The 22,869-nt window shown below is 46.9% G+C and carries 19 protein-coding genes; 11 read left to right on the forward strand and 8 right to left on the reverse strand.

The window, feature by feature from the left end:
• Positions 1-116 precede the first annotated feature (116 nt).
• The 4 genes from QUA04_RS16780 to QUA04_RS16795 all read right to left on the reverse strand — a co-directional run bounded on the left by QUA04_RS16780 (position 117) and on the right by QUA04_RS16795 (position 4,082).
• Positions 117-737, reverse strand: coding sequence for a DUF6391 domain-containing protein (locus tag QUA04_RS16780; RefSeq protein ID WP_333258432.1), 621 nt, complete (start codon positions 735-737; stop codon positions 117-119).
• A 177-nt stretch (positions 738-914) separates the two neighbouring features.
• Complete coding sequence (locus QUA04_RS16785) at positions 915-1,628, reverse strand: MORN motif-containing protein (RefSeq protein ID WP_333258433.1); 714 nt, start codon at positions 1,626-1,628, stop codon at positions 915-917.
• Positions 1,629-1,733: 105 nt separating this feature from the next.
• Positions 1,734-2,486: an MORN motif-containing protein gene (locus QUA04_RS16790; RefSeq protein ID WP_333258434.1), complete on the reverse strand. Its 753-nt coding sequence runs from the start codon at positions 2,484-2,486 to the stop codon at positions 1,734-1,736.
• 183 nt (positions 2,487-2,669) lie between these two features.
• The gene (locus QUA04_RS16795) at positions 2,670-4,082 is read right to left on the reverse strand and encodes a hypothetical protein (RefSeq protein ID WP_333258435.1); all 1,413 of its coding nucleotides are present in this window, start codon (positions 4,080-4,082) and stop codon (positions 2,670-2,672) included.
• A 230-nt stretch (positions 4,083-4,312) separates the two neighbouring features.
• Between QUA04_RS16795 and QUA04_RS16800 the strand changes: the two genes are divergently transcribed.
• The 5 genes from QUA04_RS16800 to QUA04_RS16820 all read left to right on the forward strand — a co-directional run bounded on the left by QUA04_RS16800 (position 4,313) and on the right by QUA04_RS16820 (position 9,113).
• Positions 4,313-4,984 (forward strand): retropepsin-like aspartic protease, encoded by a 672-nt coding sequence (locus QUA04_RS16800; RefSeq protein ID WP_333258436.1) that lies wholly within the window; start codon positions 4,313-4,315, stop codon positions 4,982-4,984.
• A gap of 426 nt (positions 4,985-5,410) precedes the next feature.
• The gene (gene gpmI / locus QUA04_RS16805) at positions 5,411-7,009 is read left to right on the forward strand and encodes a 2,3-bisphosphoglycerate-independent phosphoglycerate mutase (protein WP_333258437.1); all 1,599 of its coding nucleotides are present in this window, start codon (positions 5,411-5,413) and stop codon (positions 7,007-7,009) included.
• Positions 7,010-7,485: 476 nt separating this feature from the next.
• Complete coding sequence (secG, locus tag QUA04_RS16810; protein ID WP_332957461.1) at positions 7,486-7,725, forward strand: preprotein translocase subunit SecG; 240 nt, start codon at positions 7,486-7,488, stop codon at positions 7,723-7,725.
• A 132-nt stretch (positions 7,726-7,857) separates the two neighbouring features.
• Positions 7,858-8,604, forward strand: a complete 747-nt coding sequence (locus QUA04_RS16815; RefSeq protein ID WP_333258438.1) for a peptidase — start codon at positions 7,858-7,860, stop codon at positions 8,602-8,604.
• A gap of 74 nt (positions 8,605-8,678) precedes the next feature.
• The gene (locus tag QUA04_RS16820) at positions 8,679-9,113 is read left to right on the forward strand and encodes an NUDIX domain-containing protein (protein WP_333258439.1); all 435 of its coding nucleotides are present in this window, start codon (positions 8,679-8,681) and stop codon (positions 9,111-9,113) included.
• 579 nt (positions 9,114-9,692) lie between these two features.
• On the opposite strand, the gene QUA04_RS16825 is transcribed toward QUA04_RS16820, so the two are convergent.
• Positions 9,693-10,172: a rhodanese-like domain-containing protein gene (locus QUA04_RS16825; protein WP_333258440.1), complete on the reverse strand. Its 480-nt coding sequence runs from the start codon at positions 10,170-10,172 to the stop codon at positions 9,693-9,695.
• A gap of 411 nt (positions 10,173-10,583) precedes the next feature.
• On the opposite strand from QUA04_RS16825, the gene QUA04_RS16830 reads away from it, so the two are divergent.
• From QUA04_RS16830 to QUA04_RS16840, 3 genes are read left to right on the forward strand one after another with little or no spacing between them, the layout of a single operon-like run.
• Complete coding sequence (locus QUA04_RS16830; RefSeq protein WP_333258441.1) at positions 10,584-11,312, forward strand: hypothetical protein; 729 nt, start codon at positions 10,584-10,586, stop codon at positions 11,310-11,312.
• A gap of 40 nt (positions 11,313-11,352) precedes the next feature.
• Positions 11,353-13,284 carry a P-loop NTPase fold protein gene (locus tag QUA04_RS16835; protein WP_333258442.1) on the forward strand — a complete coding sequence of 644 codons (1,932 nt, stop codon included), beginning with the start codon at positions 11,353-11,355 and terminating at the stop codon, positions 13,282-13,284.
• A gap of 42 nt (positions 13,285-13,326) precedes the next feature.
• Positions 13,327-14,781, forward strand: coding sequence for a DUF1802 family protein (locus QUA04_RS16840; protein WP_333258443.1), 1,455 nt, complete (start codon positions 13,327-13,329; stop codon positions 14,779-14,781).
• A gap of 59 nt (positions 14,782-14,840) precedes the next feature.
• Here the strand turns inward: QUA04_RS16840 and QUA04_RS16845 are convergent, their stop codons facing one another.
• The 3 genes from QUA04_RS16845 to QUA04_RS16855 form a co-directional block, all read right to left on the reverse strand.
• On the reverse strand, positions 14,841-15,578 hold the full coding sequence (locus QUA04_RS16845) for a Uma2 family endonuclease (protein ID WP_333258444.1): 738 nt from the start codon (positions 15,576-15,578) through the stop codon (positions 14,841-14,843).
• 133 nt (positions 15,579-15,711) lie between these two features.
• A complete protein-coding gene (locus QUA04_RS16850; protein WP_333258445.1) occupies positions 15,712-18,723 on the reverse strand; it encodes an EAL domain-containing protein in 3,012 nt (1,003 codons plus the stop codon).
• 274 nt (positions 18,724-18,997) lie between these two features.
• On the reverse strand, positions 18,998-19,831 hold the full coding sequence (locus QUA04_RS16855; RefSeq protein ID WP_333258446.1) for a prohibitin family protein: 834 nt from the start codon (positions 19,829-19,831) through the stop codon (positions 18,998-19,000).
• Positions 19,832-20,461: 630 nt separating this feature from the next.
• On the opposite strand from QUA04_RS16855, the gene nfi reads away from it, so the two are divergent.
• The 3 genes from nfi (at position 20,462) to QUA04_RS16870 (ending at position 22,807) form a co-directional block, all read left to right on the forward strand.
• Positions 20,462-21,109: a deoxyribonuclease V gene (gene nfi, locus QUA04_RS16860; protein ID WP_333258447.1), complete on the forward strand. Its 648-nt coding sequence runs from the start codon at positions 20,462-20,464 to the stop codon at positions 21,107-21,109.
• Between the two features lie 460 nt (positions 21,110-21,569).
• Positions 21,570-21,800, forward strand: coding sequence for a KGG domain-containing protein (locus QUA04_RS16865; protein WP_006631632.1), 231 nt, complete (start codon positions 21,570-21,572; stop codon positions 21,798-21,800).
• Positions 21,801-22,276: 476 nt separating this feature from the next.
• Entirely contained in the window at positions 22,277-22,807 is a 531-nt protein-coding gene (locus QUA04_RS16870; protein ID WP_333258449.1) for an FHA domain-containing protein, read from the forward strand.
• Positions 22,808-22,869: the final 62 nt, after the last annotated feature.

The raw sequence follows: 22,869 nt of genomic DNA on the forward strand, positions 1-22,869 counted from the left end.
ATTATACTGATGATCGGTAAAAAAGTCATGGTGGGGTTCATGAGTATTTATACTCATCGCAAAAGTGACACGCTCCCGATGAGTTATATCTATCGATCGGGCTTGATACTGTGCAGCTATTCAACCCAACGCACCCGCACAAAATGAGCTTCGCGTCCCCAGAAGTCGTGACTTACAGTAATATCAACAACACTCAAATTAAACGGAATAGCCGTTGTGACGTACCGCTGAGCTAGAGAACCCACATCAGGAGCTAACTGAGCTGCCGCCGCCGCCGCTGCACCCAAACCTAACAGTTGCAGAATGGGCCCGCGAGGCAGGGCTAAATTGATGCCGACAGCAAGTCCTGCCGTTAGCAGCATTGCCACCGACAAATTCGTGCCACAGCGGGGATGTACAGCTAAATCCCACTCTCCGCTGGCAATCCGCTGCAAAGCCTCGCGCACTGCCTGACGCAACTGTGCAATGTTAACGTGGCCATAAAGATAAAACCCTTGGTCTGTGGACATCCCGCCCAATAACTCATTATCGGTTCTTGCTGTGGTCGCACCAACTGATTGGCTGAGTACCCAAACAGTAGCGTGTTCCAAAGCATGAACTTGGCGCAAAGCCAATATTTCCTTCAAGCCGGGCACAAAATTGAGTTGTCGCAACAAATCAGCATCTTGAGTCCGCTGCGGGGCAAAGTCGAAGGGAAACTGGCCGGTGCGGCCGGAAGCAGAAGCAGTAGTTGTCATATCAAAACGCCTCCATTAACTCCATTAAGTGGATATTTAAGATTAGCAATTCGCTTGAGAAAAAGCTGGTAATAAATTATCAATAGTTTTGACTTTAAAACCTAGCAAGGGCAGGTTTTGTGCAAAAATTATTAGCCCTCAACCTGCCCTTACTAATAGATCGCACTTATTCCCAGTTTATTGCTCTACCCGCTGGCCCTGACGGAATACTCCCGGAAGTCGCCGCCCTCTGGTATCGATAATTGTGCCTTTGCCGTGAGGCAATCCCTTGCGTAACTCTCCCTGATAGCGGATACCGTTGGAGAACGAACAGTTACCCTTGCCATCAAGTTCTTGAGTATAGAACTGTCCCGAACACCGACTGCCGTCAGCCCGGGTGAACGCTCCCGTACCTAAAGGCTTGCCCCCTAAAAATTGACCCACAAAGCGATCGCCATTAGCAAAAATGAATTGCCCTTGTCCCGTGGGCACGCCTACTTTTTGATCAAGAGAAAACGACCCTATATAGCGATCGCCATTAGTAAAAATAGCTGTCCCGGAGCTGATTTTGCCATCTCGGAATAGGCCCTCGACGCGGGCGTCGTCCTTAAATATAAATTGTCCTCGACCATTTGGTTTGCCCAGACGGAACTGCCCCTCATAGCGATCGCCGTTGGAATATACGTATACCCCAGTGCCACTGGGCAAACCGTTAACGAACTGTCCGATGTAGCTATCACCGCTGTCATAATCGCACCTAACTCTACCTGTAGGGATAGCTGGCACGCAGCGACCGGTTTTAGCTTCTGTTCCTTGCGCCATTGAGGGCAAGGGATAAGTCGCGTAACTACCAATTCCCAACACTGATGCAACTAATAAAGCGATTCCACTGGTCCAAGAACGGGAAATCATCAATCAACTTGCTCCTATGCGCTGTTAGATATTATCTTCTTCTGTGCTTTGTCTTTTGTCCCATTTGTTGTCAAAAGTTGGCGGAAAACCTCAATCATTTATCCTTTACGAAACTCCGGGCTTGCCGTTGCGAAATACCCCCGGAAAGCGTCTACCGCTAGCATCGATCATCGTTCCGACACCGTGAGGCACTCCCTTTCGCAATTCTCCCTCATAGCGCGTACCGTTGGGGAAAGTGCAGGTGACACTAGCGTCAAGTTCTTGATTGAAAAATCTGCCGGAACAGCGAGTGCCGTCTACCCGCACCAATACCCCCGGGCCAAAGGGCGAGCCTGCAAAGAATTGTCCTTCATAGCGATCGCCATTCGAGTAAAAAAATTGACCCCGCCCTGCAGGTTGGCTGCTAATGGCATCAGTCTGAACGTTCCTGACGACTGCGAACTCTCCGACGTAGCGCTCGCCGTTGGGAAAAACGACCGTCCCCGATCTCATTGTGCCGTCTTGGAACACGCCTGTGTAGCGGGCATCATCTTTAAAAATGAATGTCCCTCTACCATTTGGCACTCCATTCCGAAAATTTCCTTCGTAGCGATCGCCATTAGCGTACACGTAGACTCCACTGCCGTCGGGCAGGCCGTTGACGAAATTTCCCTCGTAGTTATCGCCTCCCTCGTAATTGCATTTCACTCTCCCCGTAGGAGGGTTTCCTTGGCAGAATGGAGGGCGTTTTCCTTCTTCGGGTTTTTTCTCTGGTTTTGGTTGAGCCATTGATGGCTGGGGATTCAAGAGATTAGTGGCGCTGCCGATACAAGAAGCAACTAATATCACCATCCCTAATTTTTGAATTGAACCGAGCATGATCAATCTCCTTTAACTTCAATTACTAATAGGGATTTTCTAGAAGCTAATACTCACTGAAAAGTCCTCTATTTTTTCATCCCTCTACTAATTTTACCTTCAGGTTCGAGATCTGCCCTAAATGCAAAAAGGCAAAAACTCTAATTTTTGCCTTTAGCATTTTTCCTGCTTTACTGTCAATTTTCAGCGTCGCGCTGAGCTATTCGGATTTGGGAGACGGCTAATAACTGCATTGGCTGGTTGTGGCTGGCGACTGGCGGGTTTTTCGCCAACACCTTTGGCTACCTCAACGCCGTTTTCCTCCAGAATCACGATCGGATCTCCTCCTTGCTTGAGATCGACCCGCTTCACCAACACTTGCCCGTTAGACAGCCGCTGCCCGACTTTGACATATCGGCTGGTTGGTTCATTCGGTACTTTGACAATCACTTGCGTCTCGCTCCCGACTTTTACCACCCCGCTGACTTCAGTGCCTGTGGCGAGGTCAGTAGAAGGCGGTGGCGGAACTACTGGGATGACGGGAGGAGGCGGCGGATTGGGGTCTACCCACTGGGGCGGGCGCTTGTCTACTGGCAGTTCCGGCAGATCCGGCACTCCTATGGGTCTCGCTGCTATTGGTTGGGGCGGGCGCGGGGGTCCTGGACGGCGAGTCTGCGGATTCCGCCCATCTTGGGGTCTACTTGCTATTGGCCCAGTAGTTCCGGGAGGACGGGTGTCAGTACCTCTTCCTACCCTGGCATTGGGGTCTCTCCATTGGGGGGGGCGCTTGTCTACTGGCAGTTCCGGCAGATTCGGCACTCCTAGAGGTCTAGCTGCTATTGGTTCGAGTCCAGGCGGAGATGTACGAGTACGACCTAACTGAGGAGCAGCTAGCCCCGGAACTAGGGGCGGCGAGCCAATTTGTCCCCCGGTGCCTCCGGGTAAGGAACCATTTCTGCCACCGCCACCGCCACCTAACCGAGGAGCAGTTAGCCCTGGAACTAGGGGAGGCGAGCCAATTTGCCCCCCATCACCTCCGGGAAGTAAAGGGCCTCCCGATCGACCTGGTACAGGCTGAGCGCCCGATCGACCGCCCGTGGGTCGCCTGGCGATAGTAACCGTCTGATTAGGCCTGTTAATTGGGGGGGGAGCCAATAACTCAGGAAGTTGGGGTAGCACGGCAACTTGTCGCTGTGGCAGTTTGGGGATTTCTGAGATAGTCCCGCCCGCTCCGCTGGCTCCTCCAGGGATTTGTAATGCGATCGGCGGCAGCGGCCCAAAGGGATCTAACTGAGAAGGATTGGCTGTCACAGGGCCTTGGGGCACCGGCTGAAGCGGAAGCGTTGGATTCCTGTCCTTTTTGTTGCCGATGCCTGTTTGAGCCTGTCTTGCTCGTTCGTCTGGGTTGGTCGATCGAATTAACCCTGGAGGCTGGGCCGCTACTACTGGAGACTGGAATGTCTGAGTTCCTGGGGTGGGGCTGGCAGAGGCTGCCGGAGACGGAGAGGCTGCACTCGGGCTGGGGCTGGGGCTGGCTGTGTTGCTGCCATCGCCACCACAGCCTGCGATCGAGAAAGCTAGTAGTCCTATAGTTGCAAAATATAAAAGTTTGTGCATTGGCGATCGCCCCCAAATCCTTAATTTCAAGATATCCAACAAGGCTGTGCAATTACAGTCTGTTGCCGTTTATAAGTTTATCTGTGTTCGATGTTATGCGATCGCTTGAAAATTGCCAAGTTTTCGTGATGATCAGATCGGGATCTTCGGGCGATCGGTTTTGTGGATCAAGTTAGGATATCAGTGGCGGTCGTTGTTCGACATATTGAATTAATTAAGGTATTTAGATAATGGCAAAAGTGATTCTCAAGCGGATTTGGCGATCGGGCTTTGTTTTTGCCACCGTTTTGGTGGGTTTGGGTTCGGTGGGGGGTGGCGAGGTGCATTCTGATTCACATCAGCCAGAAACCCAGGTGATGACATTGGTGCCCGATGGGAGTTCCCAGCAGCACGCGCGGCGCAGCTATCCCGAAGGGAATCCCACTATAACGGGATCGGGATTCACAACTGGCAAATTGTACTCTCAGTTTTGGAACCCATCCAATCCTGGTGCCAAACCCCCAGCCAACCAACGGGCGAAGCCACCGGGGAATCCACAGGTATTTCAAGCTAAAATCAAGCGCCGCGCAGGCGGGACGCCGGTGATTGATGTGGTATTTAACGGCAACAAGACTTTTGAGATGATTCTCGATACCGGGGCGAGCGGGACTTTGATTTCTCAGCAGATGGCTACTGCACTGGGAGTGAGGCCGGTGCGTACCGTGAGAGCGGGGATCGCTGATGGTAGCGTTGTCGAGTTCCCGATCGGCGTAGTGCGATCGATGCGGGTTGGGGGTGCTGTGATCCAAAATGTCGAAGTGGCGATCGCCAAACAAATGCCAATAGGTCTGCTCGGTCACGATTTCTTTGGCAATTACGATGTCAAAATTAAAAAAGATGTTGTAGAATTTTATGTCCGCTGAAAGTGAGCCGATTCGGAAACCGATTTTTGCTCAACTCGTTGAACGTTATTCCCAGCCCACTCAAAGCTTTTTAATCTATTCCTTAAGGCAGTAGTCAAAGTCCGCCATCTGTGGTAATCTTCTTAGTGTTTCAATAGCAACCTACCGTTGAACAATTGGTGAAAATGCGGCGGCAAAAGCAGGGTCGCTGTTGGTGAGATCGGTAACAGCCTCCGAATGTGCATTCAGAGTACAGGGCAAGGCAATCAATTAAACAATTCCCAAATCAGGTCGAAATTAGTTCCCACAATGCTGTGGCTAAGGGACTTTAGGTTGGCTTTGTTCCGCCGGATCTTAGAAAATATGTAAACTGATTAGCGGAAATTGTTCCGCCAAATCGGAAATCATGAAAATCGAGAAATTAATTATTGTAAATAAGGTATTCGCATGGCACAAGCGTCTGTATCTCCTGTAGTGCTGATTATTCTAGACGGCTGGGGTTATCGTGAAGAAAAAGACGGAAATGCGATCGCCGCTGCAAAAACACCCGTGATGGACAGTCTCTGGGCCGCTTATCCCAGAACTCTGATTCACACTTCCGGCCGGGCTGTAGGGCTGCCAGACGGACAAATGGGTAACTCAGAGGTTGGTCACTTGAATCTGGGCGCGGGCCGCGTGGTTCCTCAAGAGTTGGTGCGGATCTCGGATGCTGTCGAAGACGGTTCTTTGCTCAACAACCGGGCGCTGGTTGAGCTTTGCGAGAAAGTCCGCGCCACGGGTGGCAAGTTGCACCTGACTGGTCTTTGTTCTGAAGGTGGGGTTCATTCCCATCTCAGTCATATTAAGGGTTTGCTGCAATTAGCAAAGGCACAGGGAATTTCTGATGTTTGCATTCACGCGATTACAGACGGTCGTGATACTACTCCGAAAGAGGGTGTCGAAGCTCTAGGCAAGATTGAAAGTTATATCGCAGAGGTAGGGGTCGGTAGGATTGCGACCATTAGCGGCCGCTACTACGCGATGGACAGGGACAAGCGCTGGGATCGGGTGCAGCGTGCTTACGAGGTGATGACGACTGAGGGTGCTCCAGATGGTCGATCAGCTATGGATGTGTTGCAGGCCTCCTATGCTGAAGGAGTGACCGACGAGTTTGCTGTTCCGACTCGGATTGCTCCGGGGGCGGTGTCATCCGGCGATGGGGTAATTTTCTTCAATTTTCGCCCGGACAGGGCTAGAGAATTGACTCAGGCTTTTGTGGCGCCGGATTTTAAGGGGTTTGAACGGCAGTTAATTGAGCCGCTGGCGTTTGCGACTTTTACTCAGTACGACCCGAAACTCTCGGTAATGGTGGCTTTTGAACCGCAGAATTTGAACAATATTCTGGGCGAGGTGATTTCTAAGCACGGTTTGCAGCAGTTGCGGACAGCGGAAACAGAAAAGTACGCTCATGTGACTTATTTTTTTAATGGGGGTCTGGAAGAGCCTTTTTTAGGAGAACACCGGGAGTTGGTGCAGAGCCCGATGGTGGCGACTTACGATGAGGCGCCCCAGATGTCGGCGGATATGGTGACGGATGGGGTGGTGACGGCTTTGGAAAGAGGCATCTATTCGTTTGTGGTGATTAACTACGCTAACCCGGATATGGTTGGACATACTGGGATGATGGATGCGACGATAATTGCGATCGAAACTGTTGATAAATGTTTGGGGCGGCTGTTGAGCGCCATTAGTAAAGCTGGGGGAACGGCAATTATTATTGCTGACCACGGAAATGCTGAGCAGATGTTTGACGAGGACGGGAATCCCTGGACGGCTCACACTACTAATCCGGTGCCGTTTATTCTGGTAGAAGGTGAAGGTCTGAAGATTCCGGGTCACGGAACGGATGTTCCTCTGAGGACGGATGGTTGTTTGGCGGATATTGCGCCGACAATTTTGGAGCTGTTGAGGTTGCCTCAGCCCCCCGAGATGACGGGACGTTCTATGATTCGATCGGCTGAGTTTGAAGTTCGCGCCAATCGCACTCCTGTGCGAGTCCGATTGTAGTAGGAACGCAGCAGTAGGGACAAAGGCGGCGCCGTGCATTGGTGTTAATTTAAGCTGTCATCCGCCCAGTCCTCCCGCCTATCCGGTAGTCCGCCAGGGAATGAATTCCCTGTCTAATAGCGAAAGTCCTCTCAAGAGGACTAATGAGTTTAAAAATTCGGCGTTGCTGAATTGGGGTATGAAATTTGTAGGGGCAATTCCCCCGTGCTTGCCCCACTGCTGACAGCGTAAGCACTTAGAATTACCCCATCCGGCAAAATCATACTTGGATTCAGCAGTACCAAAAATTCTTCTTTTCAGTCCTCTTAAGAGGACTTTCGCTTTGAGGCAGGGAATGAATTCCCTGCCGGACTGCGGGTTTGACGTTAAGTTGACACCAATAGGCTCTTGGAGTGTCCCTGCATAAATTCCGGGCGATCGACCGAATTTGATATGATAATAAATTACCGATTACTAATTACCAATTACCCCTGATTATGAATATTGTTTCTGTGTTACAAGTTATCTGGTCTTTGTCTGCTTTAGGACTTGTGGTTTTTGTGTTGCTGCACAGTCCTAAAGGCGATGGTATTGGAGGGATTGGCGGACAAGCTCAATTGTTTACCAGCGCCAAGAGTGCAGAAACGAGTTTGAACCGGATTACTTGGGGTCTGTCTATTGTTTTTATGGGTTTGACTGTGATTTTGAGTGCTGGTTGGTTGACGCCTAAGTTATAAGATTCGATAGCTCACGGGCGAGACGCCCGTGCCACATTAGCTCACGGGCGAGACACCCGTGCCACATAAATAAATAGTGTGGGGTGGGCTTCTAGCCCGCCCTAAAGATGAAATTTAAGTGCGGTTGCAAAAATGCGGTTGGGGAAAGTTACGGTAAAACCTCGATTGCTGGCTGGTTTGGGATTGGCTTTATGTTGTTTTAGCCTGATAATTTTTAGTCAGATTAATACTCCGGCGGCGAGTCTTTCTCCTCTCCCGAATAGTTTGCCGAATCCACAGGTTCATCCTTTGCCGCCAACGCTGGCGAATTGGCAAGATTCGACGGATAGTGGTGATTATTTTGACCAGGTTAAGCCACCGAATTTCGGTCATTTGCTGTGGTCGAAGTTTCCGATTCAGGTTTATGTTGAGCGTCCCGTTGATGCTAATAGGTCTGAAGAATGGGTAGCGGCTGTGTTGGATGTGGTGCGGGAATGGGGGGTTTATTTGCCTTTGGAAGTGGTTGATAGTTCGGAGGTGGCTGATATTAGGATTTTACGTCGGGCTCCGCCTTTGCGTCAAGGGGTTTTGCGATCGCGCTCTGGAGAGGCTACCTATGAATTATATGCCCGTCGCGATGGAGATAAAACTGTGTTATCTCATCGGTTTTCGGTTTATTTGAATCCGACTCAAGTGGGTAAGTATATTCCGGCGACGGCGCGGCACGAGTTGGGTCACGCTTTGGGAATTTGGGGCCACAGTATGATGGAAACTGATGTGCTTTATTTTTCTCAGGTGAGAAATCCTCCGCCTATTTCACCGAGGGATGTTAATACTTTGAAGCGGGTTTATGAACAGCCGACTCGGTTAGGGTGGGAATTTCCGAGACTCGGGGATTGAAATCGCCTCTACCCAAATTAAGTTCGCTTACGCGGACTAAAAAAACATAATAGTTAATAGGAAATATCAGACAAATGAAAGATGAATGTTTTGGGATTGTGCCAATTTTTGGAAACGAAGCTGATGCTTTGTTTTTGTTGATTCAACATCAAGCGGGACATTGGGCGTTTCCGAAAGGTCACGCGAATCCGGGGGAATCTGCTGCGGAAACGGCAAGGCGGGAATTTCTGGAGGAAACTGGTATATCGGATTTTGAAATGCTGGATGAGCCGAGTTTTACGGAACACTATTCTTTTGTTAAGGATGGGGAGCCGATTGAAAAGACTGTGACTTACTTTTTAGGTTTTGTCAATTCGATGGAAGTTGTTTTGCAAGAGGAGGAAGTTCAAAATTCTGCTTGGCTTTCTTTTGAGGAAGCTGTTAAACGGATTACTTTTGATGCAAACCGCTTAATGTTTGGGGAAGTTAAGGCATATTTGGATGGCAGGAAGTTAAGAGTCGGCGGTTGAAACGGGAGCATCTCACTTTTGCAGCCAAGCTAGAAATTGGAGTTAGGAGTCAGGAGTCAGGAGCCAGGAGAAAAGAGGAAGAAGGAAGGAGGCAGAAGAAGTGTTTTTACAAATATGAGATGCTCCCGTTGAAACCTAGGCTATACAAAGCAAGTCAGTCTGTAAGAACTAAGAAAATTGAGGCAGGATTTGGTATAAGTCAATATGGTTCAGTTAAGCCCGATCCCCCCTAGCCCCCCTTAAGAAGGTGGGGACAAGAAGTTACTCAAAGTCAACCCCTACTCCCCTTCTTAAAGGGGATTTAGGGGGATCTCCGGGGAATAAACAGTTTTAACCCAAGCGTATTGGGGTATAAGTTCTGATTGAAAAACCCGGTAACTTTTGCGATACCGGGTTTATTAAGTGTCAGATTCTGTGGGCGACTCCTGCCACAAATCTGAGATTATATCGTTTCCGGTTGCATCGGAATAATAAAATCTAGTCAACAGTCAACACTCAAAAATCATTCAGTTTTTTGACTGACAGTCAACCGTCAACACTCAACAGTCAACAATCATTCCGGTGCAACGGGAATTGATATTATTTGTTGATTTTCTGAGCTTCGGCGTGGTGTTGCAAGCGAGAGAAAACGTTGTAGGCGTCGGGGCCGGGAGTATCGTGTTCGAGAGCACCGTCAATGGGGCCGTCAATGGCTTTCCAAGCAGGAATTCCGCCTTTTAGTTCGGCTACTTTTTGAAAGCCTGCTGCACGGAGAAGATTGGCAGCTTCGGCGGTTTGTTGGTCGTTTTCGCCGTAGATGTAGATATCGCGGATTGGTTCTAAACTCGATTGTGCTCGGGCGACTAATTCGTCCATTGGCATCATTACAGCGCCGGTAATGTGGCTTTTGGTGAAGCTTTCAAAATCACGGGCGTCAATGATTGTGAGTCCGGGTTCGCCCCAATCTAAACGAGCTTTGAGGTCGTGGCTAGATGCTTGAGCTTTTAAACCGGGAGGGGTCGGAGTAACGTCGGGAAGTTTTTCTTTGATGTTGGAAATTTGGTCGGGAATAGTTTTCATGGGTAAAATGTTGTTCAATGTTTTGATTGCCTTTGCAATGTAACAAGATGTTTAAGTTGAATTCGTCTTTCTAAAGGCTGAATCTGGCATTGAACTAAAGTCGCAGTTAAGCTGGGTTGCAGGTGGTTGAATAAGGTTGGGATCGCTATATTTGTTGAGTTTGCTAGAGTAAAGCGGGCTGTGCTTCAGGTTGTTTCATCGCATTTGCTGTGGAGAATTTGAAGTGCGATCGCTCGTTAGATTAGGTATTCTATCAAACGATTTCCTTTTAGTCAATAACAATTATTTTAAAATTAAATTTGCCTAAGTTGTGTACAGCGTTGGGCGAGATTTTGATGAAAAGTTGAAATGTTTGTCAGCAAGATTTATGATAAAATTTGATACTAAGAACAAGTATTTAAAGGTATGAATATGTCTGAGAAAGATGAAATTGCGGTGTCTAAGACTTTGACACCGGAAGAGCAAGCGGTTTGGGATGCGAAGGCGAAAGTTCGGGTGCTGCTGAATTTGTGGGATTTGGGGGGCGGCAAAATGATGGTGAAAAAGGGGGATTTGACTAAGCGGATTGTGCGGACTAATGAGACGAGTCAGAAATATGTGGAAGTGCTCGGCGAGTTGCAGGCGACTGGGGCGATCGAGTATTCGCTGGTAAATCGGGTGACGATGGTGGAATTGAGCGCGAAGGGGAAAGAAGTTTTAGCCGAAGGCTTGAAAAGTAAGGATTCTCTGTTTGAGTTTGATGGTTCTCAAATTGGTACTCGGCTGGGAAATTCTTTGTTGAAGTGGATTCGGCATCAGGATAGTGCGGCGAGTGTTCGGGTTGAGAAGGGGAAGGGGGATGTAGGGACGATCGCATCCTATGACGATTTTAAGGCTGTGGCGCTCGATGTGTATGACACCTTGAACCGGGATTATAACTTAGACGATTTAGTGCCGATTTATCGGATGCGGCGGGCGATCGGGGAAATGGTAGGGCGATCGGAGTTCAATGAGTGGCTGTTGGAAATGCAGGCTAATGATATTTTTCAGCTCATAGGTGGTGAGATGACAGACATCACGCTCGATAAGACAGAAGATTCTATCAAGACTAAACTTGGCGGAATGCGCTACTACGCCAAACGCACAAGTTCCGCAAATTGACTTCAATACTTTTTTAGTTCTTTACCTCACACACATTACCATGACTAACTCTCCTGTTTCCTCACTTGAAGAAATTCATGCTGCTCTGCTCGATCTAAACCCATTTGCTAAACATCCTTATCTTAATGCTGGTGATGTTTGGGGCAAAGAATTCTTTGATGTTGAATCTATAAATTCCCATGCTTCTGATGCAGTATTTCAAGCATTAGAGTGCATTCAGAAACGTCAATACTCAACAACTTCTATTGCTATAACAGCTCAAGACGGAACAGGTAAAACCCACATTATTAGTCGCATTCGCCATCGATTGCAATCTCAAGGCGGAGGATTGTTTGTGTACGCCAACAAATATGGTGATCTGCGACTAATCAAGCAAGAATTTCAGCGAATTTTAGCTGAAAGTTTGGGAAAAGTTGGCGGGCAAGGCGTGACACAGTGGCAAGAACTAGCTACAGCAATGGTTAATCAGGGCTTAAAAGCTGCTAAAGCAGAGGCTAAAGTTTTTTCGTCTCAAGAACTCGTAAAAAAATTTGAAAAGGGCAGTTCAAAGCAAGTCAATAAATGGGTAAAAGATCTGACCAAAGCATTTATAAAAACTAAAAAAGTTAGCGACCCTGATATTGTCAAAGCAATATTTTGGACTCTATCAGATGAGGAATCACTTTATGCAATAAAATGGTTAGAAGGTCAAGAATTAGCTAACTACAAATCCAATGAACTGGAATTACCCAGCCAGCGACAATCTTTTGATGCAGTTTTGCAAATGTTAGATTTGATTAGCGAGTATAACCAACTTGTCATTTGTTTTGATGAGTTAGATGCGAGTGAGGCATACGATGATATTAGCGGTTTGTATATCAGCCAAATCGTTGCTGGACTCATCAAAGATTTATTGCAAAATCTCAGTCGCGGTGTGATTCTAAGCGTCATGATGCCCGATTCATGGAGCAATAAAATTAAGCAGCTACCCGGTGGGGTGTACAATAAGGTTTCGACTCATGGAAATCCAATTGACTTAAAGTACATGAATCGGGAATCTATTATTGATTTAGTTGTTTGTTGGTTAAAAAAGTATTACGAACTGCGAAATTTAATTCCTCCTACTCCTGTGTATCCATTTACAGAAAGCCAACTCAGCGAAATTGGTGAGGGAAGAGAAACTATCCGACAGGTTTTGAAATGGTGTCAAGATAACTGTCATCCTCCTATTCTGACTGATAGGAAAGAGTCAAAGGAAAAAGAACTTTTAAATCCAGTCGAACTTGCTTTCACCAAAGAGTTAGATGAAGAGCTTGGAGATTATTTAGAACAGACATACCTGCTTGCTGATGCTCTTTTATTCGGCTTCCAGACCTTGATTGGTCAAATAGTGGAAAGGGTAAGTGTTGAACAAGTTACAGAGAAAGTCACGCGAAAAGGAGGCAAAAATGATTACATCAATTTTAAGGTTATTGGGAAGGAAAACGGCAAAGATATCAGTATCGGAGTGGCAGTGCTTCAGTATGCTGGTGGCAAAGCCTTGGGCGCTGGATTAAAAAGATTAAATGACTATGAAACCTTTGGTATGACTCGCGGTTGCTTGGTTCGTTCCACCACCAAAAAAATTAGTACATACCTAGAGACAACCTATCTTGAACCGCTAATTAGACAAAAAGGCGGTGAATTTGTGCCACTGAAAGAAGAGGAAATCAGACCGCTGATAGCTATTCGGGCTGTTCATAAGAAGCGGGAAGTGGACTATAGGGTGAGTGAAGAGGAAATTTTCCAATTTATTGCCCAGAAAGGTGCCGATAAAATGCTGGGAGTTAGCAACCCGTTAATTAAAGAGATTCTTAGCGATCCCTCTTATGAGGTTCCGGTCGATATGATTGAAGATGAACCTGTAACGGCAGAAGAATTTATGTTTTCTGATTTATCAGAAGAAGAAGAAACAGACGAGGCGATTGACAATTTGCTCACTGAGTTTAATTAACACTGCAAAAACTATTCACTTCATATTGGCACAAATACTCTCATGTCGTTAGTCAACCTTGACAGGGCTATCCGTTTGCCGGCCCCAGATGTAACGGGTTTAATCCAAGGGCGAACTATCGCAGCGCTAGTTTGGCGAATGTTTAATCCGGGAGAACAATATGCACTTTATCCTGGTATTATTTCAGGTGATCTGCCTTGCGATCGCTTTTATCGATCAAGCTTTTTACCACTTGCTCAAAAGGCACTGGAGCGGTTAAATTCCGATAAAGTTTTGATAAAAGCTTGGGCTAGGTGCGAATTGTGCCAAATACTGAACAATTCTGAATCATTAGAGGCTTTGTCGCGGTTAACCATCTGGCAAACAGAGGCATTACAGCAAATTCTCCAGCAGCGTCCTTTTATTTTTGTAGCTTACCTGCGGGTTTATCTGCTACCTCAGCCGCTGGAAATGCCAGTGCATCCCAGCGGCAATTTTGTATCTTTGCCAAAATCCTTAACTGTTACTGATTCAACGCCTGTGTTGAGCGATAATATCTTTGCTAAACGTCGTCAAAAACTGGAAAAACTAGAACCGCCAGAACATCCAGAATTAGAAGAGTTGCAAAGTGCATTAGTGCATTTATCCACCACCAATCCAAAAGCCCAACAACTAGAAGCAGAAATCAAAATGTTTCTAGGTGGGAGTAGCGATAAGCCTGTAAAACCAATCAAACGGGATTTATCTTGGATAAATACCATAGCAGCTTTGGGAAATCGCACCAAAGAACTAGATAAAGATAAAAGCAACTATCAAGCAGGAACAGACTTTGAAATTGTAGTGCGCGATAGCCTTGAGTTTTTGGGGTTTACAATAGATTATGCTCACAAAGGTGGTGCTGGTGGCTTAGATTTATTGTGTTCAAAACCTTACCCCTTAGTTGGCGAGTGCAAAGCCGGTAAAAAAATCCCTAACGATACAGCAGTTCAATTGCTGAATTTAGGAACGCTACGGCTCAAAGATAAAGAAATACTCGCAAAAGCAACTAAGTTGATTATTGGCCCTGGCATTCCCACTCCTCAACTTATGGATGCAGCAAAAGTACACGGTATGGCAATTATGAATCCTGAGACGCTGGAAAAACTGGTTAAACTGCAAAGCAACTATCCTAACTCGGTGGACTTATTTAAACTGAAAGAATACTTAAAACCGGGACAATCTGATGATGAAGTTGCTAAATATATTGAGCAAGTTGAACAAGAAATTAAAGTGCGATCGCACGTTCTTTCTATTCTGAAAAAGTATCACGAAAATTCTGGTTCTGAACGAGCCAGTGTCGATGCTCTTAGCGGTGCGTATTCAATGTCTAACCCACCCAAGAAGTTGTCCCGCGAAGAGTTGCACGAAATTTTAGTAGAACTTTCTTCTCCGCTGACAGGTTATGCAGGACGAATTAAAGGAGACAATTCGCAAAGCGATCGCTTTTATTTCCTGCGCGATTTATCGCTAGATGATTGAAGCTGAGAAAGGGCGATTCCCTGCGAGATAGCTTCGCTTCACGTACTTCATTCAATTTCCTACACAGCATCAGGATCTACGCCCAACTCTCGTAACCTCACGGCCAACCTTTCAGCACGCTGTTCGACTGTTTGTAGTTGCTGCAATTGAGCTTGTTCGGCTTTAATTAACCCTTCTACCAATGGCGGATCTAAAATTTCATTGACTGATAATCTCAGATTGGGAAATACTACAGATACCATTTCCTCACCCGGCAAGTAATCTACCTGTGTATAAACGTCATCACCTTCGGGAAATGCCATAACTCGCACCCGCTGTCTGTTTTGTGTCGGATCAACAATCACATATTCCGGCACGTTAGCCTGTTCGTATTCTGTTCGTTTAAGTACATAATCTGCTCGCCGATCTTGGCTCACTACTTCTACTACAAATAAAGGTGTTTCGCTCAAGTCTAAGATGCCAGAACCGGGTCTGGCAAGAACTTGTTGCCACAAACTTTCTGTGCAAACAACTACATCGGGAATGCGGGATGTAGCATCTTCTGTTCTGACTCCCACAGAAGTTTTTACGACTAAATCGAGATTTTGTTCAGCTAGGTAACGCTGCAATTTGTAAACCCAAAATTCGCAGATGCTTGTATGTAATGCGCTAGCCGTTGCCATCGGTATTAATTTGCCTTTGTACAATTCATATTTTACATCGTCATTGCTTTGATAAACTCTGTATTCTTCAAAAGTTAATGTCGGCGAAGTATCGAGCTGTTTTTCTTCGACTGCTGGCACAATAGATTGAGACATATATTTTTACCTATCTCGATAGTTTTCTATTATAATCAATTTTGATTTTAACACTCAAGGCATTGAGTACGAAAAGATCGATCGCCCTTATTGACAATCAAGCAATTTGATCCGATTAAATATTTAGTTCACTTCACCATTTGGGCGATCGCCTCAACAAGGCTGTAGCTGCCTCACTGTCGAGAGGTTTAGAGAAAAAGTATCCCTGACCGTACTCGCAGCCGATCGCCCGCATTTGAGCCAATTGGACAGCGGTTTCGACACCTTCTGCCACTACCTCCATCCCCAAACTGCGCGCCAGCATCACAATCGCCCGCACGATTTCCAAATTTTCGCCCATTTCTCCGATGCGACTGACAAAAGAGCGATCGACCTTCAAAATATTAATCGGGAACTTGTGCAAATAACTCAGAGACGAATAACCAGTGCCGAAATCATCAATACACAGCCCGATCCCCAAATCTCTCAACTGCGAAAGCATCGCCGCCGCCGCTTCCCCATCTTCCATCACCACACTCTCAGTAATCTCCAACTTCAAACAGCGAGCGTCAACACCTGTTTCCAGCAAAACTTGCTTAATTTGCTCGATCGATTCGGGTTCCGCAAACTGCCTCCCGGAAAGATTTACTGCGACTGTCAGCGGCGAATTTCCCACAGGTAAATTCAAACTCTGCCACTTAATAATTTGGCGGCAGCTTTCGTTCAAAACCCACAAACCCAAAGGCGTAATTAACCCTGTTTCCTCCGCCATCGCAATAAATTCCATCGGGGAAACTAAACCCCTTTCCGGGTGCAGCCAGCGCACCAGCGCCTCAAATCCGATAACGGAGCCGCTTTTTAAACTAACGATCGGCTGATAATAAACAGTAAAAGGACATTCCAATTTTAAAGTAGTCAATTGCGACTTCGGACGCTCCACTCTCCGATCGATTTCACTCATCGGCGAGTTTTCCGCCGTCGTCCCACAGGCGAAATCCACTATCGAAGATTTCAAATTTAATTCTTCAACCGACTCCCGCAAATCGTGTTCCAAGTGCATCAAAGCCACCGCCCGAGTGTGCATCGCACTGGTAAAAACTTCGTAGCGAGCTTTACCGAGAGCTTTGGCGCGGTACATCGCAATATCAGCATCGCGCAAAATATCTCCTGGCCACTGATATTTGTCGGTACTTAAGGCAATGCCGATGCTAGCAGTAATTAAAACTTTATTACCTTCCAAATAAAGCGGTCGTTCGATCGCCTTGAGAATTTCCTTTGCTTGGGCGATCGCCTCCTCAACACCGTGAATTTCATCCAGCAAAATCACAAACTCATCTCCCCCCAGACGAGCCACCGTATCGCCCGGCCGCAAACAAGTCAAGAGACGGCGAGCCACAGCCACCAACAGCCGATCGCCCGTGCGGTGTCCCTGACTGTCATTAATCACCTTAAACCTGTCCAAATCCAGAAACAGCACCGCAAACTGATAGGTTGGATGCCGTTGGGCGCGGGCAAAAGCTTGCCCCAACCTGTCAGTCAACAAAGCACGGTTCGGCAACTCTGTCAGCGCATCGTGCAAAGCATCGTGCAACAGTTGTTCTTCAGCCATCTTGCGCTCAGTCACATCGTGACAGTTGACCACAATTCCCCGCACCGAAGGTTCGTTGAGCAAATTCGTCGCCACTGCTTCCAACACGCACCAGGAGCCGTCCTTGTGCTGCACTCGGTATTCCGCCATTCCCAGGCTAACTCTGGGCATTTGCATGACACCTTTGAACACTTGATCCACTATCAGCAATTCGTCAGGGTGAATCAAGTCAAATATAGACCGGCCGAGGACTTCCGCCGTCGGGTAGCCCAAAATCCGCTCTAGGGAAGGAGAGACATAGCGGCAAAAGCCTTTCTCGTCGAGAATCACAATAATGTCTCTAGCATTTTCAATCAACGATCGAAAGCGCTTCTCGCTTTGCCGCAGCTCTTGTTCCGTGCGCTTTTGGTCGGTAATATCGGTATTCATGTAAATCAGACCGACAATTTTCCCTGTAGCGTCTTTAATAGCATCGGCCCGCAGCAACACTTGCAAAGTTTCACCGCTTTTAGTGCGGTTGGTAATTTCACCAAACCAAGAATAACCCTGGGCGATCGTGTCAAGTACCTCCCTGGCGACTGCGGGGTCAGCAAAAACTGCCGATATACCTCCAGCTAGTTTAAATTCCTCTGCGGTGTCCCATTCAAATAGCTGAGAGAAGGCTTGATTTTGATAAATGTGAGTGCCGTTCGCATTGCTGATGCCGATCGCGTCACTCGAACTTTCCACCGCCTTGCGAGTCAGCACCAGAGCTTCTTCTGCCCGTTTGCGCTCGGTAATGTCAATCCCTACCAGACAAGCTGCTTTGCCCTGAGCGTACTTTTGAGCCACAATCAAATAGTATCCCTCCGACTCTCCCCGGTCGGTTTGTACCTTAACGTTGAGTTCTTTAACCGCTTCCGTAGCGTCGCTGGCAAAAAACTCCACCACAAAAGAGTTAAAATCCGAGCTAGCGCCCAGAAAACCAATATCTTGACCGACAAAAGCCGACGGTGGCAAACCATGCAGTTTGGCTAAGTGCTGGTTAACCCCCAAATAGCGCAAATCCGAGCTAATCCAAGATACTGTGCCCGGAACTGCTTCCAAAATCGTTTGCAGTTGGTCGTTAGCTTGCTGCAATGCTTGTTGCACTTCACATATTGGTTCCGACAAGTCAGACTGAACTCCTACAAAGTGAGTCAAATTAGCGTTGTCGTCTCGCACGGGAGATAGCGATAATTTGCTCCAAAAAGGAGTGCCGTCTTTGCGGTAATTTTTGATTGGTGTCTGGATTTCTTGACCTTGGCGCAAGGCGTCGCGGATCTTAGCTACAGTAGTTCGATCGGTATCCGGGCCTTGCAAAAATCGGCAATTGCGCCCCAAGACTTCACTGGCGCAGTAACCTGTCATCCGTTCAAAGGCCGGATTGCAATAAATTATGGGACAATCGGGTGCATTGGCGTCAGCAATGACAATGCCGCAGCTAGTAGCTGCCAAGGCTCGATCGCGTAGCCACAGGGCTTCTGACGCAGTATGGCGATCGTCGGCACTCCCCACTTCACCTAAATTAGAAATTGACTGGTTCTCCCGATCTCCCATCAGCCGAACTTTCAAGCAAACCTTTACAATTTCCGAGTTGTTTCTTACTGTAACGTTTTTCAGGACTCGCGCAACGTAAATTGTATCTCCGCATTTAAGTCAGCGGGATTTCACCTTAGTGGTTAGTTGTATTGTCTACGCTTGCTGTTCGGCATTTAAAAAAGCACATCTTCACTTCCGCAGTGAAAAACCCTCTATTCTCCCCCTCAGACTCTCTCCCCCTCTCCCCTTCTCCCCTTCTCCCCGCGCCCTAGCAATCATGATCCGCTGCCGCTTATTTAGCAGGAGTTGCAGCTTGAGAACTCGGCGGCGCAATATTAATTAATGGCAAAGTTCCGCCTCCTCCCATTACTGTCGGAAACTGGCCGTTCCATTTTTCAATTGCTTGCTGCTGCAAAATTTCGGGAGTTAAAGTTTGCCGCTGCAAGCGTTGAGCTTCAGCTTTACCTTTAGCACGGTTAATTTCAGCTTGAGCATCTTGGGTTGCTTTTTGAACAGTAAATTCTGCTTGTTTAGCTTCTTGTTCTGCTATTTGTTTGGATTCGATGGCTTTGCTAAATTCTGGAGAAAAGCCAAAATTTATTAAAGAAACATCTCTGACAATGACGCCGTAAGGTTCCAAACGCTTTTTGAGGCTGTTGTCGATTTCTGTTTTGAGTTCTGTGCGCTTAGTGATAATTTCTTCGGCGGTTTTTTTAGAAGTTGCTGCTTTGAGAACTTCCGAAATTGCCGGACTCAAAATGCTGGTAACAATTTGTTCTTCGTCTCCTACTTGTTGGAAAACTTGATTAACTTTGGCGGGGTCAACATTCCAGTTGACTGCCAAATCAGTAGTAATTTTTTGCAAGTCTTTGGATGCTGCATCTGCTTTCAAATCTGTTTTTTGTACGCGGACGCTGAGAGTTTTTACAGAGGTAACGATCGGGAAAATCGGGTGGATGCCTTCATCTAAAATAGCCTCTTGAACTTTCCCGAAGCGCATCATGACGCCCCGTTCCCCTGCGCCGACGATGGCAAAAGGTCTTAAAATTAAGGCGGCGATGATGAAGACGATGCCACCGACGATGTAGAGAGCTAGGTTGTACCGAACACTTTGCACGGTTTTCATATGTTAATTCACCTATGTTGTGTTACTTGATGTTAGTTTTATATTCGAGCTTATCTAAGATTATAACTTCATGTTAAGGGTGCAACAACTCATAAATTCATTGGTTTTTTTTCATAAAAGTCATATAGTTGCCTGGGTCGGGGAACCTCTTAGCTCAATGAGCGGGGATGAAAAATGGCACTTGTAGCTGGGTGAGATTATTGATGAATAAATGTTTCAATCATCTTGACAATGAGCATGATTTTAGATAATGAAGAAGTAAATAGATAGCTCGATCGCTCTGGGACAAGCGATAAAATGGCTATCGCAAAGAGAAAGCTTTCTAGAGAGCGAAAAGCTCAAAATTGAACAGCTAATTTTTGGGTAAATTTTAATGGTAAATGGCAGGTGCGTGCAGGTAAAACCTTTAGGGGGTTGGTGCAAGCACAAGCGAAAGAGAAAATTTCAGTCTACGACGTACAGACTCTATTTGTAGAATTAGCCTGGGCCCGCCTTGCTCAACCCTCCTGAGTAGAAAAAAAGACTCCTTGGGCAAGTTGGGAATTTATAGCGACAAACGATAAAAATCCGAGTTTAAAAATGCCCGAAAATAAGTTAATCTTAGATGAGAACGGTTGAAGAAAAATCAAAATGTTGCAGCGACACCCTTGGCCGCAGACAATTGAAGAGGCGATCGCCATTCAAGAACAGCTTCGGTCAGAGGTAATTACGGAAAATCAACTGGAGACAGTTCGGTACGTCGCAGGCGTAGATGTCGGCTACGACAGTGCAAACGATGTATCGCGCGCCGCTGTAACAGTTCTGAGTTTTCCCGACTTGCAGTTGCAGCAGCAAGCTGTAGTTCGCAGTCCTACAACTTTTCCTTATATTCCAGGTTTCCTGTCTTTTCGAGAAGTGCCGGCAGTTCTCGAAGCTTTAGAAAATATCAGTTTGACGCCAGACTTGATATTGTGCGACGGTCAAGGACTAGCCCACCCCCGCAGATTCGGTCTTGCCTGCCATTTGGGGGTTTTGACAGGGATTGCGACGATCGGAGTTGCCAAAAATCGATTTATTGGAGAACATTCAGAAGTCGGACTCGACCGTGGCAGTTGGCAACCCTTGCTGCTGGAGGGATCAACGGTAGGAGCAGCGCTAAGGACGCAAACAGGGGTAAAACCGATTTATGTTTCGATCGGTCATAAGGTAAACTTGATAAGTGCGATCGAGTACGTCCTGCGCTGCGCCCCAAAATATCGCTTACCAGAAACAACTCGATCGGCAGACCAACTAACATAGGGATAACTGGCAAGTGCCGAAGGCATCAAAAAAAAAGTAAAAAGACCAAAAAAGCATCCGTCTTTGGACTTTTAATTTTTGAGGTGGCGCCGCCCCAGTCAAAAAATCCTCTGAGTCTACTGCCAATCAGCTTTCGGTTCCATCCTTCCAGCGAACTAAAGAATGACTATACCTGAGAAAGAGGTATAAAAGTTGGGGGGGTTTATAGAATGATTGAAAGACAGTAACCAGCTTAAAAAATTGGCGGCTCTAACTATAGTGCCCGGGCGTGAACTATTTTTAGTTCACAGTTGTAAATGATGAAAGATTCATTCTGCGAGTTAAACCAAAAGCTTAGATTCGTCTGATGAGGTTTCATAATTTACCGTCGGATATCTCACCACTGACTGGGAGTAACCACGACAGTGGGAGGCGAAGGCGCGATCGAGCTAAAAAATCAGAAACAAACAAGGAGACAGTCATGGCTGAGAAAAGCAAACGCGGATTCGCTTCTATGGATGCAGAAAAACAGCGCGCAATTGCTAGCAAAGGCGGAAAAGCTGCACACGAGAAAGGAACTGCACACGAATTCACCCCTGAAGAAGCCAGACAAGCTGGCCAAAAAGGCGGCGAAGCTGTCAGCAGAAATCGCGAACACATGGCTCAAATTGGTCGCGAAGGCGGTCGGAAAAGCCGCAAGAGCGAAGCTTAAGTCTCTTAAGGCTGGCCCTGTAATGAAAGATTGCACAGTTGCAGCGTGAGAGATAGCACTAGGACAGTGAACGTTTGAGGAGGTGGGGCGATCGAAGTTACCGAGGTAGTTCGATCGCCCAACCTCCAAAATTCGTCACTAGCGCACCACAGCTTTGCAAAGGTGAAAACCCCACAGGAATTAGTTTTTAGCAATCGCTGGCCAATCTTGAACAGCAATTTTTTAACCAAGCTGCACTGCGGTTAATAATTTTACGGTAAAGAAAAGCTGGCAAGCGCGATTCAGTCTCTCAAAAAAAGCCAATACGAGCACTAAAAGCCCCGAATTCAGGGCTTTTTTGTATAGCTGTACATAATATTTTTAGAAGTGCGATCGAGTCGCCGTCAATAATTATAATTAAGTTTTTTGGTGAGGAACTCCGTCCTCAAAATAAATCAGTTAGTATTTTTTTATATTTTTGAGCAAACCATACAATCATGACCAACCAGCTCACTTTAGCATGGACAGAAGCTGGGGTTCGTCAAACTCAGACAATTGAAAACGGACAGCCGAGCAAAAATCCGGGAACCGTGAGACTAGGGCGCGATCCGGCGAAGTGCGATATAGTATTTTCGCATCCCACCGTATCGGGGCTGCACGTTGAAATATTTTTTAATCAGGAATTGCAGGAGTATGCAGTGCGGAATTTGCGCGAAAGCAATCCGCCGCTGGTAGACGGAAAAATTCTCGCCCGAGGCGAAGCAAAATTGAACTCGGGAAGCCACATCCATTTAGGCCAAGTGCAAATTGAGGTGGTGAATGTGACGGAGGTGCAAGTAGCCGCGCCCCAGACTGTTTTGCTGTCTGGGCCTCCCGCACCTGGTAACTTTCAGCCGACGGGGCCTTCAAAATATGGTTTGCAGTGTCCCAAATGCAGCCGAATTTCGCCTTACGCGCAGTTGAATGCGGGGTGTCCGTGGTGCGGTACTTCTTTGGCGGCGGCGGCGAGTGTAGTGATCTCTCCGTAAAAGTTGGAAAAACAGAGATGTTGCACCATTCTCAATTACTTGTTTAGGAACAGGCTTTTCGT

The sequence above is a fragment of the Microcoleus sp. S13_C5 genome, assembly GCF_036700845.1.
Classification (GTDB): Bacteria; Cyanobacteriota; Cyanobacteriia; order Cyanobacteriales; family Microcoleaceae; genus Microcoleus.